Origin of the sequence: Micromonospora sp. NPDC047467 (assembly GCF_040643095.1) — a bacterium.
GTDB lineage: Bacteria > Actinomycetota > Actinomycetes > Mycobacteriales > Micromonosporaceae > Micromonospora.
In genome coordinates this window covers 132781-149371 of the sequence record NZ_JBEYTO010000012.1, presented here as the reverse complement: position 1 = coordinate 149371, position 16591 = coordinate 132781, and the positions used below count along the sequence as shown (strand labels likewise).

At 72.6% G+C, this 16591-nt stretch carries 13 protein-coding genes; 6 read left to right on the top strand and 7 right to left on the bottom strand.

What is annotated here, in order from left to right; all coding sequences use genetic code 11:
* Positions 1 to 15: 15 nt before the first annotated feature.
* Genes ABZ780_RS28015 through ABZ780_RS27995 form a run of 5 tightly spaced genes read right to left on the bottom strand, consistent with a single transcriptional unit; the run spans position 16 to position 7172 of the window.
* Positions 16 to 2778 carry a DUF5682 family protein gene (locus ABZ780_RS28015; RefSeq protein ID WP_357488003.1) on the bottom strand — a complete coding sequence of 921 codons (2763 nt, stop codon included), beginning with the start codon at positions 2776 to 2778 and terminating at the stop codon, positions 16 to 18.
* Positions 2775 to 3887, bottom strand: coding sequence for an AAA family ATPase (locus tag ABZ780_RS28010; RefSeq protein ID WP_145784416.1), 1113 nt, complete (start codon positions 3885 to 3887; stop codon positions 2775 to 2777). The genes ABZ780_RS28015 and ABZ780_RS28010 overlap by 4 nt, the downstream gene beginning before the upstream one ends.
* Before the next feature lie 14 nt (positions 3888 to 3901).
* Positions 3902 to 5317 carry a VWA domain-containing protein gene (locus ABZ780_RS28005; RefSeq protein WP_357488002.1) on the bottom strand — a complete coding sequence of 472 codons (1416 nt, stop codon included), beginning with the start codon at positions 5315 to 5317 and terminating at the stop codon, positions 3902 to 3904.
* Positions 5314 to 6705: a hypothetical protein gene (locus ABZ780_RS28000; RefSeq protein WP_357488001.1), complete on the bottom strand. Its 1392-nt coding sequence runs from the start codon at positions 6703 to 6705 to the stop codon at positions 5314 to 5316. Before ABZ780_RS28000 ends, ABZ780_RS28005 begins: the two co-directional genes overlap by 4 nt.
* The gene (locus ABZ780_RS27995; protein WP_357006782.1) at positions 6705 to 7172 is read right to left on the bottom strand and encodes a hypothetical protein; all 468 of its coding nucleotides are present in this window, start codon (positions 7170 to 7172) and stop codon (positions 6705 to 6707) included. The genes ABZ780_RS28000 and ABZ780_RS27995 overlap by 1 nt, the downstream gene beginning before the upstream one ends.
* A 325-nt stretch (positions 7173 to 7497) precedes the next feature.
* On the opposite strand from ABZ780_RS27995, the gene ABZ780_RS27990 reads away from it, so the two are divergent.
* From ABZ780_RS27990 to ABZ780_RS27975, 4 genes are all read left to right on the top strand, one after another.
* Positions 7498 to 8607, top strand: a complete 1110-nt coding sequence (locus ABZ780_RS27990) for a hypothetical protein (RefSeq protein WP_357488000.1) — start codon at positions 7498 to 7500, stop codon at positions 8605 to 8607.
* Positions 8608 to 8726: 119 nt separating this feature from the next.
* On the top strand, positions 8727 to 9776 hold the full coding sequence (locus ABZ780_RS27985; protein ID WP_357487999.1) for a nitronate monooxygenase: 1050 nt from the start codon (positions 8727 to 8729) through the stop codon (positions 9774 to 9776).
* A 66-nt stretch (positions 9777 to 9842) separates the two neighbouring features.
* Positions 9843 to 10931: an SRPBCC domain-containing protein gene (locus ABZ780_RS27980; protein WP_357487998.1), complete on the top strand. Its 1089-nt coding sequence runs from the start codon at positions 9843 to 9845 to the stop codon at positions 10929 to 10931.
* 9 nt (positions 10932 to 10940) lie between these two features.
* Positions 10941 to 11579: a hypothetical protein gene (locus ABZ780_RS27975; RefSeq protein ID WP_357487997.1), complete on the top strand. Its 639-nt coding sequence runs from the start codon at positions 10941 to 10943 to the stop codon at positions 11577 to 11579.
* A gap of 63 nt (positions 11580 to 11642) precedes the next feature.
* On the opposite strand, the gene ABZ780_RS27970 is transcribed toward ABZ780_RS27975, so the two are convergent.
* Positions 11643 to 13631 carry a glycosyl hydrolase family 28-related protein gene (locus ABZ780_RS27970; protein ID WP_357487996.1) on the bottom strand — a complete coding sequence of 663 codons (1989 nt, stop codon included), beginning with the start codon at positions 13629 to 13631 and terminating at the stop codon, positions 11643 to 11645.
* Positions 13632 to 13900: 269 nt separating this feature from the next.
* On the opposite strand from ABZ780_RS27970, the gene ABZ780_RS27965 reads away from it, so the two are divergent.
* Together ABZ780_RS27965 and ABZ780_RS27960 are read left to right on the top strand one after the other, a co-directional pair.
* The gene (locus ABZ780_RS27965) at positions 13901 to 14998 is read left to right on the top strand and encodes an NYN domain-containing protein (RefSeq protein ID WP_357005785.1); all 1098 of its coding nucleotides are present in this window, start codon (positions 13901 to 13903) and stop codon (positions 14996 to 14998) included.
* 175 nt (positions 14999 to 15173) lie between these two features.
* The gene (locus ABZ780_RS27960; RefSeq protein ID WP_030335934.1) at positions 15174 to 15395 is read left to right on the top strand and encodes a hypothetical protein; all 222 of its coding nucleotides are present in this window, start codon (positions 15174 to 15176) and stop codon (positions 15393 to 15395) included.
* Between the two features lie 104 nt (positions 15396 to 15499).
* Here the strand turns inward: ABZ780_RS27960 and ABZ780_RS27955 are convergent, their stop codons facing one another.
* Positions 15500 to 16561, bottom strand: coding sequence for a Gfo/Idh/MocA family oxidoreductase (locus tag ABZ780_RS27955; RefSeq protein WP_357487995.1), 1062 nt, complete (start codon positions 16559 to 16561; stop codon positions 15500 to 15502).
* Between the last annotated feature and the right edge of the window lie 30 nt (positions 16562 to 16591).

The following is a 16591-nucleotide window of genomic DNA, read 5'->3' as shown; positions in this document are numbered from 1 at the left end:
CGACATGCCGCCGGGCTACTGCCTACCCGCCGCCGTCGCAGGCACGCCTGGAGATCGCACCGCGGGACCCCCACGCGCACGGACGTTCAGGAGCGCGGCCACGGCCTCCGTGGTCTCCGGGTGGGTGGCCAGCAGCACGCCCACCGGCCGCTGCGGCGCGGCGACCGTGACCGCACCCGTGGGGGCCGAGGGCGCCAGCCACGGCGGCACCCAGGAATCCAGCTCGGGCAGCGCCCCCGGGAAGGTCCGCCCCGCCTCTCGGACCAGCAACGGGACCAGCTCCGGCCCCTGGGCCCGCAGTGTCGTGATCAAAGTGGGCAGCCAGGGCAACAGCACCGGGTCGGGCAGCCGGGCGAAGGCGGTGGACATCGTCTCGACGACGAACGGCGCCAACCCGGGCACCGGCTCCAGCGCGTGCACGAGCCCGGCAAGATACTGCGGGAAGGCGGGCACCACGAGCGGATTGGCCAGCAACTCCGCGCACCGGGCCCGCAGCTCGGCCAGCGGCAGCAGACCGAGTTGGTGTCGACCCGCCCAGAGCAGGGCGACCTTCGCCGGCGCCGTCGGGTGTGACTGCGCGACGGCCAACTCCAACTGGTGCCGGTCGCAGCCCAGTGACAGGGCCAGACCCTCCATGGAGAACAGGAAGCCGAGCATCGCGGCGACCTGCCGGACCTCCGTCTCCTCCGCCGTGACGGCGGTCGGCAGCAGGGTGCAGTAGTGCGCGTACCCGGTGGTCACGAACGCCTCGCACCAGGACGGCAGGATCGGCGCGGTGGCCCGGTAGTGCGCCAACAATCGGCGGATACGACGCAGCACGTCCGGGGCGTCGTCGACGGTGCGCTCGGCGGCGAGCAGGTCCACCGCCCGCGCCCCCAACTCGTCGACCAGTCGCGGGCTGTCGAGCAGTCGGATGGCGTCCTCGACGGCGGCGAGCGCACCGGAGGCGGTGGCGCCGGAGCCGCGTACCGCCCGGCGTAGTCGCTGCTCCAGGACCTGCTCGACGGTCACCCCTTCGTAGCCCAGCTCGATCAACGCGCGCTGGTTGCGGCCGAGCGCCAGGTCCCAGCTCTCCTGGATCGAGCGGTGCCCGAGCCGGCGCTCACCCATGATCGGGCGTACCGCGTCCGGTGGCAGCAGGTGCCGAAGGATCCACAGCAGGTCCGAGCAGGGGGCCAGCTCCGGGTGGCCGGCCAGATTCAGCAGCGCCCGCTGGATGGGCCGCTTCTCCAGCGCCAGGCCGAGCGGCTGGAGCCGGTCGAGGACGTCACGGGCCAGGGGCGGAAGAGCGTCGTAACCGACCTGACCGATCCGGTCGCCGCCCAACAGGATCTCGCAGAGCCGCCGCACGTCCCGCCGGCCGGGCACCACGTCCTTCTCGATACAGGTGACCGCCGCGTCGGCGAAGTCGTACGCGGTGGGTCGGGCCCGATTGCGCAGACCGGCCAGCAGGACCGAGGTCTCGAAGACGGCGATCGCGTCGGCGGTGCTGGCCAGGTACCCGTTGCGGCGGGCCAGCCGGACGATGTCGACGCACCAACCGCGCAGCTCTGCCTCGTCGAGGCCGTCCAGGTCGGGGGGTGCGGAGAGGAAACCGGTGAGGACGTCGCTGACCGGGCCGACCACGGGGGAGGGCGCCGTCGTGGTGCGGCCCCGCCGGCCCCGGGCCGCCGCGGCGCGTTGACCCTCCAGCCGGTACGGGGACAGCCGGTGACGGCTCACCGCCTTCGTCCACGTCGCCGCCGCGATGGACACCGAGCCGGGCGCCAGGCCGAACTGCGCCTCGATCGCGGAGTGGCTGGACGGGATCAGCCCGTACCGCCATCGGGTGTCGGTGCGCGGGGTGATGTCGAAATCGGCGGCGACAGAGCCCAACCCGAACTGCTCGACCCGGCTGGCGGCGTGGAACGCGCCGCAGACGTAGAGGCATTCGGAGGGATCGACGCCGGAGGTGGCCAGGTGCTGACGCATCCGCGTCCACATGTACCGCTCGCGGTCCTCGTCCCGGTCCAGTCGGTCCGTGCCGGCCGGACGCAGCCGCCGGAACAGGCTGCCGATCAGCACCATCACCTGTCGGTACGTGTCGTAGTCAGCGTCGGCCAGCGGACGTTCGACGTACTGGTCCCACCACTCCGACCAGTGCCGCACCTTGCCGTGGTGCAGCAGGTACGCCTCCAGCTCCGCGAAGCGGGGCCGCAGGTCACCGATCTCCACCCCGACGGCGTCGCCGTGCAGCCCGGACTCGTCACCCGTGTCGACGGCCGGCCCGGTGCTCGCGGCGGCCGGATCCTCGCGCGGCGACCACTGGAAGACGTGGTCGGTGGAGCGGTCCACCAGCACCAGCTCCACGCCCGGGGTCTCCAGCGCGTACGCGATGGCCTGGTATTCCGCCGACGCCTCGGTGACCGGCGCGACGACGCTGAGCGGGCCCCAGTCGGCGGGGAAGCCGGACAGCTCAGACGCGAACGCCTGCACCGCGACCGGCAGACGGCAGTTGCGCAGCTCTCCGAGCAGTGGCTGGAGATCCTCGCACAGCTCCAGGTAGATCACCCGGGGCTGCTTGGCCCGTAGTCGGCGCGCCATGGCCAGCGCGGAGGCCGGTGAGTGATGGCAGACCGGGAAGATCTCCAACCGCTCGCCGAGCGCCCGGTCGACGTCGTCGACGATGCCCGCGAGGATCGCACCGAGCGCGTCGGGGGAACCCGCGAACGCGGAGGCCGCGTCGGTGAGCTGCGCACGCAGCGCGCCGAACGGGCCGACGACGGTGGGTGCGGTCACGACAGGGACGCGATCGCCTGGCGACCGCCGTCGAGGAAGCCCGCCCACCCGTCGTCGTCCTTCCGCGCCCGCGGCTCCACCACGCCGTGCAGGTACTTGTTGAGGATCGCCAGGTCCTCCGGGCTGCGCCGGGCCAGCGAGCCGACCAGCGATCCGGCGATCGTCGCCGCCCGCAGCGTGCGGTCGCCGAAGAACTGGCTGTGCAGGATGGCGTCCTCCAGTACGCCGATCTGCTCGGCGGTGGACAGCGCCGACTCCAACTTCTCGTCGTCGCTGGTCGCGGCGGCGGCACCGGCCCGCAGGTCGGCGAAGCTCTGCAACAGGATGTCGAGCAGCGTGGGTGGCACGTCCAGCTCGATGCGGTGCCGGCGCAGCAGCTCCTCGGTGCGGAAGCGGACGATCTCGGCCTCGCTGCGCTTGTTGGTCACCACCGGGATCCGGACGAAGTTGAACCGCCGCTTGAGCGCCGAGGAGAGGTCGTTGACGCCCCGGTCGCGGCTGTTCGCGGTCGCGATGATCGAGAAGCCGGGCTGGGCGAAGACGATGTTGTCGTGGTCCAGCTCGGGGATGGCGACGTACTTCTCGGACAGGATCGAGATCAACGCGTCCTGCACATCGCTTGTGGAACGGGTCAGCTCCTCGAAGCGACCGACCACGCCCTGCTCCATCGCCGTCATGATCGGCGACGGGATCATCGACTCCCGGGACTGCCCCTTGGCGATCACCATGGACACGTTCCACGAGTATTTGATGTGGTCTTCGGTGGTGCCGGCGGTGCCCTGCACGACCAGCGTCGAGTTGCGGCAGATCGCGGCGGCCAGCAACTCGGCCAACCAGCTCTTGCCGGTGCCAGGGTCACCGATCAGCAGCAGGCCGCGGTCCGACGCGAGGGTGACGATGGCCCGCTCGACGAAACTGCGGTCGCCGAACCACTTCTGCGGGATCTCCCGGGACAGGCCGTCGGCCCGCTCCGAGCCCAGGATGAACAGACGGACCATGCGTGGGCTCAGTCGCCAGGAGAACGGCTTCGGGCCGGTGTCGACCGACTCGAGGAAATCCAGCTCGTCGGCGTACGTGACCTCGGCGGGGGCGCGCAGCATCTCGGACATGAGGGGTGGGTCTCCTAGGTGAGGAAGTTCTTCAGCTCGACGACGAGTTTGCGGATGTGCCCGGAGATGACCGGGGTGCCCAGATCCTTGAAGCGCTGACGGAACCAGGGGTTGACGCTCTGCTGGCCGGAGCTGCTGACCGAGCCGACCGGAATGACCCGTACGCCGGAGCGGTGCACCGCGGCGAGGCCGTCGAAGAGCGGCTGGGACCGGTTGAACTCGTAGAAATCCGAGATCCACACCAGCACGGTGTTCTTCGGCTCGACGATCTTCGGCCGGGCCAGCGCCAGCGCCACCGGCCCGTCGTTGCCGCCACCCAGCTGGGTACGGAGCAGCACCTCGAACGGATCGTGCACCCAGGGCGTGAGGTCCAGTGCCTGGGTGTCGTACGCGATCAGGTGTACGTCGACCTTCGGCAACCCGGCGAAGATCGACGCGAGGATCGTGCAGTTGACCATCGAGTCGACCATGGAACCGGACTGGTCGACCACGACGATGAGCCGGGCCGGCGTGGTGCGCCGGGCGGTCTGTCGGTAGTAGAGCCGGTCGACGTAGAGCCGCTCGTCCTCAGGACTCCAGTTGGTCAGGTTCTGCCAGATGGTCCGGTCGAGGTCCAGGTTGCGGAACACCCGCTTGGGCGGCACCGACCGGTCCAGTACGCCCGCGCTGGTCTGCTGCACCTGCGTGCGCAGCACCTCGGCCACCTCGTCGACGAAGCGCCGGATCAACGCCTTCGCGTTGGCCAGCGCCACCCCGGAGAGGTTGGCCTTGTCCCGCAGCAACTGCTCGATCAGTGACATGCTCGGCGTCAACGCCTTGGCCAGCGCCGGGTCGGCCAGCACCTCCCGCAGGTGCATCCGCCGGACCAGGTCACCCTCCAGGCCCGCGAGGGTCGCACCCAGCCCGCTGCCCTGGCGGCGCAGGTCGCCGGGCTCTCCCCCGAGGGCCTGCTCGAACCAGCCGGCGTCCGACTGCCAGCGGGCCAGCTGGGTGGCGCTGACCGGACCGGAGCCGGTGGCGAACACGTTGAGCAGCACCTTCGACACGAGCGCGGCCCGACGGACCTCGGCCTCGCCCGGCCGGTAGGTCGCGTCGCCCCCAGGACCGTCGTCACCGGGGCCGTCGCCCCCAGGACCATCGGCGCCAGGACCGTCGTCACCGGAACCGTCTGCACCGGGCTCCTCGTCGTCGGAGGTGAGCAGCCCGCGCAGCTCCGCCGCGAGGGCCGGGAAGCGCTGCACGATGGTGTCCACCGAGACCGCCGGGTCCAACAGGGCGGCGGGCAGCCCGAGGTCGTCGACCACGGCGACGCTCGCCGACTCCAGGCTGGGCTGTTCGTCGCGGTCGAAGAGGCGCGACAGCAGTCTCCAGTAGAGGACCTGACGGCGGTTGGCGTCGGCGGACCCGCCGGTGGGGATCGGCTCGGTCATCGGCGCAGCAACCGTCCCGCGCGCTCGCGCAGCACGGCCACGGCATCGCCTGCCCGGGCCTCCTCTTTGGCGATCTTCGGATCGGTGACGCCGCACGCCCAGTCGCCGTTGTGCGCCTGCACCACCCGTCGCTTCACCGTGGCGCGCACCGCCAACGGCTGGAGCTGCCACCGGCCGTCGTCCCAGCGCAGCAGACCCAGACAGGCTGACGCGGAGGCGACCAGCTCTGCCGTGAGGGGACCGGCGGCCGGCAACCGGTCGACGGCCAGTGTGACCCGTTCGCCGTCCACCTCGACGGCGAGTGCCCCGTCCTCGTCGCGGAGCGGGGTGCCCTCGACGAGGACGGGCTCGCCGATGGCGGTCGGGTGTCGATCCAGTGGGGCAGTCGCCGCCGCGACAGCCGCGGGCAGCAGCACGCGGGCCGTGGCGAACGGATCCGCCGGCTCGTCGAGTCGGACCCGATCGTCGGCCCAGCCCAGGTCGCCGCCGTGCAGCGGCAGGTCGGTGACGGTCACTGCCCGCTGCTCGGCCAGCGCCGTGAGCAGCACCGGGTGCGCCGACAGCAACCGCCAGACTGCCGGACCCACGATGGTGTCCACCTTCGCGGCGGCGACCGCCGTGCGGACCAGCCGCGGCTGCCCGCCCCCCGCCGGCTCCAGAACGGCGTGCAGTTGCACCTGTACGGCCGTGTCGTGAATGTGCAGGTCAACCCCGAGCGGCAGCAGTCGCCCGGAGACCTGTGGCGCCTCGTCGGTGGGCTGCCTGCCCTCGGTGAGCAGCACGCCCCGGGCCCAGAGATCGGCCCAGCGCCGGGCCGGCACCTGCGCCATGGTGGCGATCGGCACGCAGGCCCGCAGCTCGGCGGCGAGACCGTCGAGCAGCACCGCGAGCCGACGTAGCGCCGGCACGGCCAGGGTGGCCTCGACCACCGAGGCGGCGGACGACAGCAGCTCGTGGTCGACACCCCGCCAGCCGGCGACCGCCACCTCGTGCCACCACGCCCGCGCGCCCGCGACGGCGGGCAGCGCCTCGGCGGGCCGGACGGCCGGAGCCGTCCACGGTGACCGTGCCCGGGACAGCGCCGTGTCGAACTGCCCGAGCAGAGCGTCGTGCGCCGCGCCGAGCAGCGCCGAGCGTGCCCCGGCGAGCGCGCTGAGGTGCTCCGGGGTGACCGACCCGACGGTGACCGCGCCGACCGCGGCGGCGACCGGGTCGGCCAGCGGCGTGCCGACCAACGCGTCGGCGAACGCGGCCAGTGCTGCCGCGCCCCGCTCGCCGACCCGGCCGAGGCCGTTGGTGAGGGCGTCGTCGAAGCCGGCGATCACGTCGAGCGCGTCGGTCAACCCGTCCGGGACCTCACCTAGCTGGGCGAGGTGGGTGCCGCGCATCAGCGGGTCGCCCCGGTGCCCGGGAACCACTGCAGCTCGGGCAGCGCGACAGTGCTGCCCGGCAGCTCCAGGTACGACAGGTGACGCAGGAAGCGACTGAACACCATCGCCGCCGAGGCCGGCTCGGGCTGGCCGTCGAGTCGGGCCAGCAGGTCCGCGCCGTCGGCCACCCCGTCGCCGATGTCGACCCGCAGGTAGCGGGCGACCCGGTCGGCGCCGTACTGGAGGAGCGCCTCGTCGGTGAGCGCGTGCAGGTGCTTGCACGGAGCACCGCGCAGGCCGCCGCAGGGCCGGTTGTTGTTGGTGCTGCACTGGTAGGCGTGGGTGCCGGCGGAGACCGACGAGACGTAGACCCGCTCGATGTCGGACCCGCTGGAGACAACGCCCTGCAACCGCCCGTCCGCCAACTCGACGAACGGCACCTTGGCCAGTTTGCGGGGCCGCGCCGGCGGCACCACCGCCAGCACGCTGCGCCGCCGCCAGCCGGCTCCGTCGGCGTCCGTCACGTCACGCCCTCCCATCGACAAACCCAGGGTGCTGCGCACGCCCGCCGGGGGGTCGGCGGCGCTGCGATGACACGATCATGGACTACGGCTACGACAAGATCGCGGCCCGCCGTGCCCACCGGAGAGGTGTCCGTCCCGTGCGGGGCCACTCGCAGATCCACGATGAGGCCGAGCGACAGCACATCGACAAGGGTTCGGGCGCGTACCCCGATGACCATCGCCGGTGGCCGGGATCAGCCAGGATAGGCGGGTGGCCGGGTCACGGCCGCGACGAGGAGGGTGGGCGATGCGGGTACGCGGGCGGTTGAGCTGGGGGCGGCGTGCCCGTGTGGGGGCGGCGCTGGCAGCTCTGCTCACCGGCGTGGTCCCACCGACGGTGATGCTGACACCGGGGGCGGCGGGCGCGGCGGCGGCCGGTGCGACGGTGTGCGAGATACGCGACGACCGGCTCAGCGAGATCTCCGGGATGGTCGCCACCGACGACGGGTACGTGGTGGTCAACGACGGCGCCGACAACGAGGCCCGCCGCCGGATCTTCTTCCTCGACGACCGGTGCGCGGTGCGGCGGGCGGTCAGCTATCCCTCCCGGCCCCGCGACACCGAGGACCTGGCGGTCGGCCGGGACGGCACCGTCTGGGTCGCCGACATCGGTGACAACGACCGCACCCGGGAGACGATCGGGCTGTGGCGGCTCGCCCCGGGCGCCGACCAGCCGGTGCTGTACCGGATGACGTACCCGGACCGGCCGCACGACGCGGAGGCGATGCTGCTCGACGCGGCCGACCGGCCGCTGATCATCACCAAGGGGGGCAGCGGCACCGTCTTCCTGTACGCGCCGACCACCGCGCTGAAAGCGGACGCCGCGACGCCGCTGGCCCTGGTCGGCCAGGTGGCCCTGCCGTCGACCACCACCAGCAACCCGTACTCGTTCGTCGGGCGGAGCGTGATCACCGGCGGGGCGACCGCGCCGGACGGCCGGCGGGTGGCGCTGCGCAGCTACGCCGACGCGTTCGAGTACGACGTGCCGGACGGTGACCTGGTCGCCGCGCTGACCACCGGCACCCCACGGATCGTCGCGCTGCCGGACGAGCCACAGGGTGAGTCGATCACCTACAGCCGGGACGGCCGGTCGTTGCTCACCGTCTCCGAGTCCGCCAGCCAGCCGCCCGGCACCCGCCCGACGATTCTGCGGTACCCCGCCAGCGCCGCGCCGACGCCGCAAGCCGCGGAGTCCACCACCGCCGCCCCGTCAACCTCCACGCCGGGTAGCCCGACAGCGCAGGTGGCAGGCATCGGTGTCGGCCGGGTCTGGCCGCTGGCGGCGGGAGCGGGGACGCTGCTGGCACTCGTCGCCGTGGGCGGAGTGCTCTGGCGGCGACACACCCTCCGACGCTGACAGCCGGGCGCCGGCCCACCGGGGAGCGGCCAAAGCGCAGGTCGGCGAGCCGGCCGGGGCGTACGGGCGACGGACCCGCTCCGACCCGAGTGCCCGGATCGGTGCGGCAGGATGGGTGGATGTCCGTGCTCTCCGCGCTGCGCCACCCAATCATCGCCGCCCCGATGGCCGGCGGCCCGTCCACGCCGGCCCTCGTGTCGGCCGTCTCCGCGGCCGGTGGGCTGGGCTTCCTGGCCGCCGGAATGATCGACACCGGGCGGCTGGTCGCCGACATCGCCGAGGTCCGCGCGCGGACCGAGCGGCCGTTCGGGGTCAACGTCTTCCTGCCCGGCGATGGCGCGGTCGACGAGGCCGCCATCCGGGCGTACGCGCGGCGGCTCGCTCCGCAGGCCGACCAGTTCGGGGTAGGCCTGGGCGAGCCGGCGGGCGGCGACGACGCGTACCCGGAGAAGCTGGCCGCGCTGCTCGCGGACCCGGTCCCGGTGGTGTCCTTCGTGTTCGGGCTGCCCGATCGGGCCGCCGTGGCGGCCCTGCGCGAGCGGGGCACCGAGGTGTGGGCCACCGTCACCCGTCCCGACGCCGCCACGGCCGCCGCCGAGTTGGGCGTGGACGCTGTCGTGCTCCAGGGCACCGAGGCCGGCGGGCATCGCGGCGGCGTACCGGACGACGACGACTACGCGTTGCTGCCGCTGCTCCGGCTGGCCGCCGCCCGCTGCGACCGACCCCTGGTGGCCGCCGGTGGCATCGCCGACGGCCCGGCTCTGGCGGCGGTGTTGGCCGCTGGTGCCGCCGCCGCGCAGCTCGGCACGGTGTTCCTGCGCTGCCCGGAGGCGGGCAGCTCGCCCCTGCACCGCGCGGCGGTGGCCAGCGCCGCGCCGACCGCGTTGACGCGGGCGTACACCGGCAAGCGGGCCCGGGGTGTGGTCAACGCCTTCCTGCGGGCGCATGACGCGGCGGCACCGACTGGCTACCCGCAGGTGCTGCACCTGACCCGACCGCTGCTCGCCGCAGCCCGACGCGACCAGGACGCCTCGGTGGCCAACCTGTGGGCCGGGCAGGCCCACCCGCTGGCCCGGGACGTGCCGGCGGCGCAGCTGGTCGCCGAGGTCAGCGCCGGTGCGCGGGCCGCGCTGACGGCGGCGGCCGAGCGGTCGACCCGCTGGGGCTGACCAGACGACCGGCGGTCGGCCCGGGCGGGCGGGACGCACCGGGTGGGCAACCCGTAGAGTCTCGCCGTGATCGAGATCGACGCGCACGTCGACCTGTCCCACCCGCCCGACCGGGTCTGGCTCGCATTGACCGATCGGGAGCTGATCGGCCGCTGGTTCGCCGAGGCCGACATGGTCGAGGGAGTGCCGGACCGGCTGCTGCTGCACACCGCCGGGTTGTCCGGCTTCGATGCCAACGTCGAGGTCGAGGTGACCGAGCGGCGGGTGCCGGAGCTGTTGGAGCTGAGCTGCGACGAGGCCGGCCGGCTCACCGAGCTGACCTGCGTCGTCACGGCCACCCGGCAGGGTTGCCGGCTGACCGTTCGGGAGGTCCCCACGCACGGCTCCTGGTCGGCCGAGCAGCACGAGCCGCGCGAGCAGCAGCTCCGCCAGGCGTTGACCGTGCGCCTGCCGGCCATTCTCGACTGGCTCGCGTTCCAACAGGTCGACCTGCGTCGCGGCGAGGCCGGGATGACGACCGAGCTACCGATGATCGGCGCGTTCGGCCCCGCCCGGGCCCGCCGTCGTCTCCGGGCGTTGGTCGCCGCGCTGGTCGGGGTCGTCCTCGTGGTGGGTCTGGTGGCGTGGATGACGCTTCCGGACGGGCCGAAGCAGACCGCCGCGACGGTCTCGTCGTCGCCGACGACGCCGGAGTCGAGCGCCCCGGCCGCCGCGCCCAGCGCACCGCCGAAGGCGACACCCTCGGCGCGCCCGTCCCGGACGGCCGCGTCGCCCACCGCCAGCCCGAGCCGCACTCCGACGGCGAAGCCCTCGGGTAAGCCCACGGCCGCGCCGCCGCCCCCGCCGCCGCTGACGGCCCGCTACGGCATCGAGGGCCGGTTGTTCGGCTACACCGGTGAGGTGGTGGTCAACAATCCGGGCAGAGCACCGGCGGATCAGTGGTTCGTGGTGGTGACCCTCGCCGAGGGCAGCAGCGTGGACGACGTGGACGGCGCGGACTGGCGGCAGGACGGGCGGGCGATCACCTTCACCGGGCCGGCCGTGCCGGCGGGCGGTTCGCGGACGATCCGCTTCGACGTCCGGGACGGCCGGCCGAAAGCCAGGGAGCCGGTGGGCTGCACGGTGGACGGCAACCCGTGCGCGGGTCTGACCTAGGCTCTCGACATGGCACTGCTGCACCGGGCGACGCTGCGCCCCACGAAGCTCGACCTGCTGACGACCTGGCTGCCGGGCCGATCCTGGTACGAGGGGCCGGCCGGGGTGGACGTGGTGAGCCCTGGCGCCTACCGCTTCGATGACCCGGCCGGCGCCGTCGGCATCGAGACGATGCTGGTCGGTGCCCCCGACTGGCCGGTGCATCAGGTGCCGCTGACGTACCGTGACGCGCCCCTCGACGGTGCAGACGTTTGGCTGGTGGGCACCACCGAACACTCGGCGCTCGGCCCGCGCTGGGTGTACGACGGCTGCGGCGACCCGGTCTACGCGGCGGCGCTGGCCCACGCGATCCTGTCCGGCACCGGTCAGGCCGAGCAGTATTTCGAGGTCGACGGCCGACGTGAGGTGCGCGAGCCGACGGTGACGGTCCTCGCCAGCGGCGCGGGGGACACGAGCGTGCGCCCGGTCGGCGAGATCCGTCGGGTGGTCGACGGGGACAGCACGGTCATCCTCACCGACTCCGTCGAGCTGGTCGTCGTGCGTCGACCCGCGGAGGACGGGGCCGTCGGCGCGGCCGGCGCCACCCTGAGCGGCAGCTGGGACAGGCAGCCGATGACCGTGCCGCTGGCGTACGCCCGGACGCTCTGACGTCGGGGCGGTCGGAGAAGCCGTGCGGTGGGCGGCCCGACGAGATCGGGCCGCCCACCGCGTTCACCACCGCGACGGAGGCGGCGGCGGCGAGACCGGCGGCCGGTCGTCGCAGGTGATGGTGTTGGGCAGCAGCCACGGGGCGAGCCAACCGCCGTCGTTGCCGCCGAGGTCGGTCAGCGTGAACTCCGATCCGGCCGGGGTGAAGTGGAACGACCCGCAGTTGTTGACGCCGACCGCGCCGACGTTGCGGGCGTCCACGTTGGCGAACGACGCCGACCCCGCCGAGCGGGCGCTGACCACGGAGGTGCCGGTGCCGTCGACGCGGATGTCGCGGAACCGCACGTTGGTGATCGAGTAGAGGTCCTTCACGGGCCAGTCGCTCACCAGCATGATCGCGTTGTACGTGTTGTCGAGGTACGCGTCACCGGTCACCTCGATTCTCGCGTCGATGCTCCGGTCCAGGGCGAAGATCCAGATGGCGCCCAGCCCGATGTTCCAGTTCAGCTCGTACGTGCCGGCGCGGGCGGTGGTGTTGCCGGTGATCCGCAGGTGACCGGCGAACGGCTCCGCGCCGAAACGGGACCCGGCGTGGATGCCGCTGCCCTCACGGACCGGGTCGGCGACGAGGTTGTGCGACACAGTGGTATCGGTGCCGCCGTAGATGGCGATGCCGTTGGCGAGCGTCGGTGACTGCACGGTGTTGTGGTCGAACGTGTTCCGCGCGTTCGCCGTCTTCTCCGACCACATCGCCAGGCCGTCGTCGCCGGTGTTGCGGACGAAGTTGTGCGCGACGAGCGAGTCGGTAACGCCGGTGTGGAAGTTGAGCGCGTCGGCGATCTGGTCGACGATGATGTTGTTGGTGACGCGTACGTTGCGCATCGGCCCGTCGAACCACAGGCCCACCTTGGTGTGGTGCAGGTAGAGGCCGTCGATGGTGGAGTCGCTCATCGCGCCACCGATCGCGTTGACCTGGTCGGTGTCGATGCGCTCCCGGACGTCACCCTCGATGGCGAAGCCGGAGAGGTGGACGTTGCGGCTGCCGCCGTCGGAGGCGTCGCGGCCGTAGAAGCCGACGCCGGTGTGCACCGAGCCGTCCGGCGCGGGCGTCGGCAGGGTGACCTCGCGCCCCTTGATGATCGTGTGCCAGTTGCCGGCGCCCTCGATCGTCACGTCGTCCACGATGATGTGCCGGTTGACCTGGTAGGTGCCCGGTGGGATGTACACCTTCAGGTGGGTGCGCCGGGCGAAGGCGATGGCCCGGTCCAGGGCGTCGGCGGAGTCCCGTCGGCCGGTGGGGTCGGCACCGAAGGCCAGCACGTTCGCCGCGAGCAGCCGGATGCGCGGTGGCGCGACCAGTTCGGAGTCGAGCAGGTCGATGACCGTCCAGGCGGCGGCGCTGCCGGGCGGCGCGGTGAGCCGGATCGTGTCACCGGCCCGGTAGGTGCGCCCGAGCAGCAGCCGTTGCTCGTCGTAGAAGTGGGTGGGCCGGAACGGCGTGCTGATGCTCGGGTACGGCGTGGTGGCCGCCGGCACGCACTGGCACTCGGTGATCCACCAGTCCGGGTGCAGCAGCCCGGCCCGGGGGTCGTTGGAGAACGGGTACTGGTTGTAGAGCCACGAGTACTGCGAGGTAAGCGTCATGGTGCTCAGGTGCTTGCCGTTGACCGCCACCCGCAGCGGCGCGGTGATCCCACCGCCCTGCGGTGCGTCCGGGATGCTGTACCGCACGGTGATCCCGTTCGCCGCGCTGGGCAGGACGAACTCGACGTACTGGCCGGGGGTGAGCCGGACCGCGCGGCGGCCGGACGCCTCGGACGGCAGCGTGTAGGCGGACCGGTCGGGGCCGATGATCTGGCCGTTGGTGCGGGCGTTCTCGGCCTCCTGTTCGACGAAGTCGACGTCGGCGCCGCGCCCGGCGACAAGCGCCGGGTCGAGGGCGGCCCTGGTAACCACCGGCCTCGCGGTGGACGCGGGCGGGCCGGCGACGGCGACTGTGGACCCGCCGGTGACCAGCAGGGTGACGGTGGTCGCGAGGGTGACGGCGGTCATGGCCGGCCGGCCTGGGCGCCCCCGCGCTGGCATCGACATCCGAAACATCGGTGACACTCCTCTGTGGGTGGTGGTGGGAGGCCCGTCCGGCGCTCCCCACACGCCCGACATTGATCGTCATGATGCCAGCACCGAACGCCCTGCTGCAAGACAACAAGCGAAGAGCGAAAAGAACCGACTGTCTGACCGAAAGAAGTGGACGGTCGTCGGGTTGGGGTGTCGCGCGTCGCGTGCGCCCCGGCCGCTCCGGCCCGGCGTAGGCTGGCCGCGTGGAGCAAGAAGACCGAATCGCCCTCTTCCTTGACTATGAGAACCTCGCGTTGGGGGCCCGCGACCATCGTGGCGGCGCCGCCTTCGACTTCCGGCCGATCGCCGACGCGTTGGCCGAGCGGGGGCGGGTGGTGGTGCGGCGGGCGTACGCCGACTGGTCGTTCTTCGACGAGGACCGCCGGATGCTCACCCGGTCCCACGTGGAGCTGATCGAGATCCCGCAGCGCATGGGCGCCTCCCGCAAGAACGCGGCAGACATCAAGATGGCCGTGGACGCGATCGAGCTGGCCTTCGAGCGTGACTACATCTCGACCTTCGTCATCTGTAGCGGCGACAGCGACTTCACCCCGCTGGTGCACAAGCTCCGCGAGCTGAACAAGAAGGTCATCGGCGTCGGCGTCGAGGGGTCGACCTCGGCGCTGCTCCCCCCGGCGTGCGACGAGTTCCTCTACTACGACCGGCTGGAGGGTGTGGACATCCCGCCGACCTCCAGCCGGCGGGGCCGCCCGGCCCGGCAAACCGGCCCGGGCCAGCGACCACCCGAGCCGGAGCAGGAGGAGGAGCGCGAGCAGGAGGCCGAGGGTCGGCCGGCGGGGGAGGAGCCCGGCCGGGACGTGGACGCCCTCGCCGTGCTGGTGGCCCAGACGGTGGCCGGGTTGCAGGGCAGCGCCAGCGGCGAGGTGACCGCCTCCCGGCTCAAGCGGACCCTGCTGCGCAAGGACCCGACCTTCAGTGAGTCCGACTACGGCTTTCGCACCTTCGGTGAGCTGCTGCGCCACCTCGCCGAGCACAACGTGGTCGATCTGGCCGAGGGCCCGGCGAAGGGTGATCCCGAGGTCTCGCTGCCCGAGCACGGCGACCGGGAGGTGGCCTTCGGTCTGCTCCGTGGTGTGGTGGGCGACCTCGGCAGCGCTGGCAACCCGGTGGCGCTGTCCGGCCTGAAGAACCAGCTCCGGCGGGCCCGCCCGGACTTCAGTGAGAAGAAACTCGGGTACCGCAGCTTCCTGCAGTTCTGTAAGGCCGCCGCCACCAGTGGCGCGGTCGACCTGAGGTGGAGCCCGGAGGCGGACGACTACCTGCTCACCGCGCGGGTCTGACCCGTGAAAGGGGGGCATTGCCACCTGAGCTGGCGCTCAGGAGGGGGCGGGCCGCCCGTTGAAGGTTGCTAACCGTTAACACTGGGCCGGATTTGCGCCCGAGTTGCACTCCTTGCCCCGTTCTGGCCATTCCTGCGCCGTACCCCCGGCGCAGAATTTGCTATACGGTCGGCGAATGAAGGTCGAGGAGCATTGGTGGAACGGAGACACGACTCCGCGCGGGCGCCGGGACGTGTACATCCGTACTGATGGGCAGGGTTGGGAGGTCCGCGCCCAGATCGGTGGGGCGTCGGGTCGTGAGCGGGTGCAGCAGTGCCCCAGCCGGGCCTCGGCGGCCATCCTCGCCGACGCCTGGCGCGGCACCCACCCATCCTGGCGTGAGCTGAAGCAGCGCTGATCCGGCACCGGGCCGGGCCGGCAACGCTCCTGGGCTCCAGCCCGGCGCGCTAGCCGGCCGGCCCGGTGTCCATGTCACCCGGGCACCGGTGCCGCTGACAACGGTCAGGCGGTCGGGACGGGGAGCGTCACACCCCCGGTGGCCGACCGGTGTGCCAGCTCGATCAGCTCGACCGTGGCGACCGAATCCCGTGGGTCCACCGGCATCGGCGTGCCGTCGCGCAACGCCACCGCCACCTGCTCGTAGAAGCTCTGGTACGACCCGGGCTCGGTCGGCACCGGGCGCAGGTCACCGTCGACGCCGAGCATCCCGTACCGCTCCGACGGGACCTCACCCCAGCCCGGCTGGTCCGGTCGACCGCCGGCGTGCAGCGCCGCCTCCTGCACGTCCAGCCCGTACGTCGTGTAGCCGGCCCGGTCGCCCAGCACCCGCAGCCGGGGCCCGAGTTGCGCGGTCACCGCACCCATCCACAGGTGCGAGTGCACGCCGTTGGCGTGGGTCAACGCCACGAAGGCGTCGTCGTCGACAGCCGCACCCGCGCGGCGACGGTCCACCTCCGCGTAGACGCGGTCGACCCGGCCGAACAACTGCACCGCCTGGTCGATGAGGTGGGCACCGAGGTCGAAGAGGGCGCCGCCGGCCTCCTCGGGACCGGCGAGCTCCCGCCAGCCCGGCTTGATCGTCGGACGGAAACGCTCGAACCGGGACTCGAAGCGCAGCACCCGCCCCAGCTCGCCCTGCTCCACCAGGCGCCGGGCGGTCAGGAAGTCACCGTCCCAACGCCGGTTCTGGAACACCGTCAGCGGCACCCCACGGTCGGCCGCCTCGTCGATCAGCGCGCGGCCGTCGGCGGCGGTCGCGGCCAGGGGCTTGTCGACGACGACCGGCAGGCCGGCGGCCAGCGCCGCGCGGGCCATCGGCACGTGCTGCCGGTTCGGCGTCGCCACCACGACCAGGTCCAGGGCCTCGGGGGTACGCCACAACTCGTCCGCGTCGTCGACCAGGCGAGCATCGGGGTGGTGCTGCCGGGCCTGTTCGCGCCGCTGCTGATCACGGGTCACGATGGCGTCGAGCCGCAACCCGGGCGTCGCGGCGATCAGCGGTGCGTGGAACACCCGCCCCGCCAACCCGTACCCCAGTAGACCGACCCGCAACGCCTCCGACATGCCGTGCTCCCTCCCGGCCCGCGCCCTTGG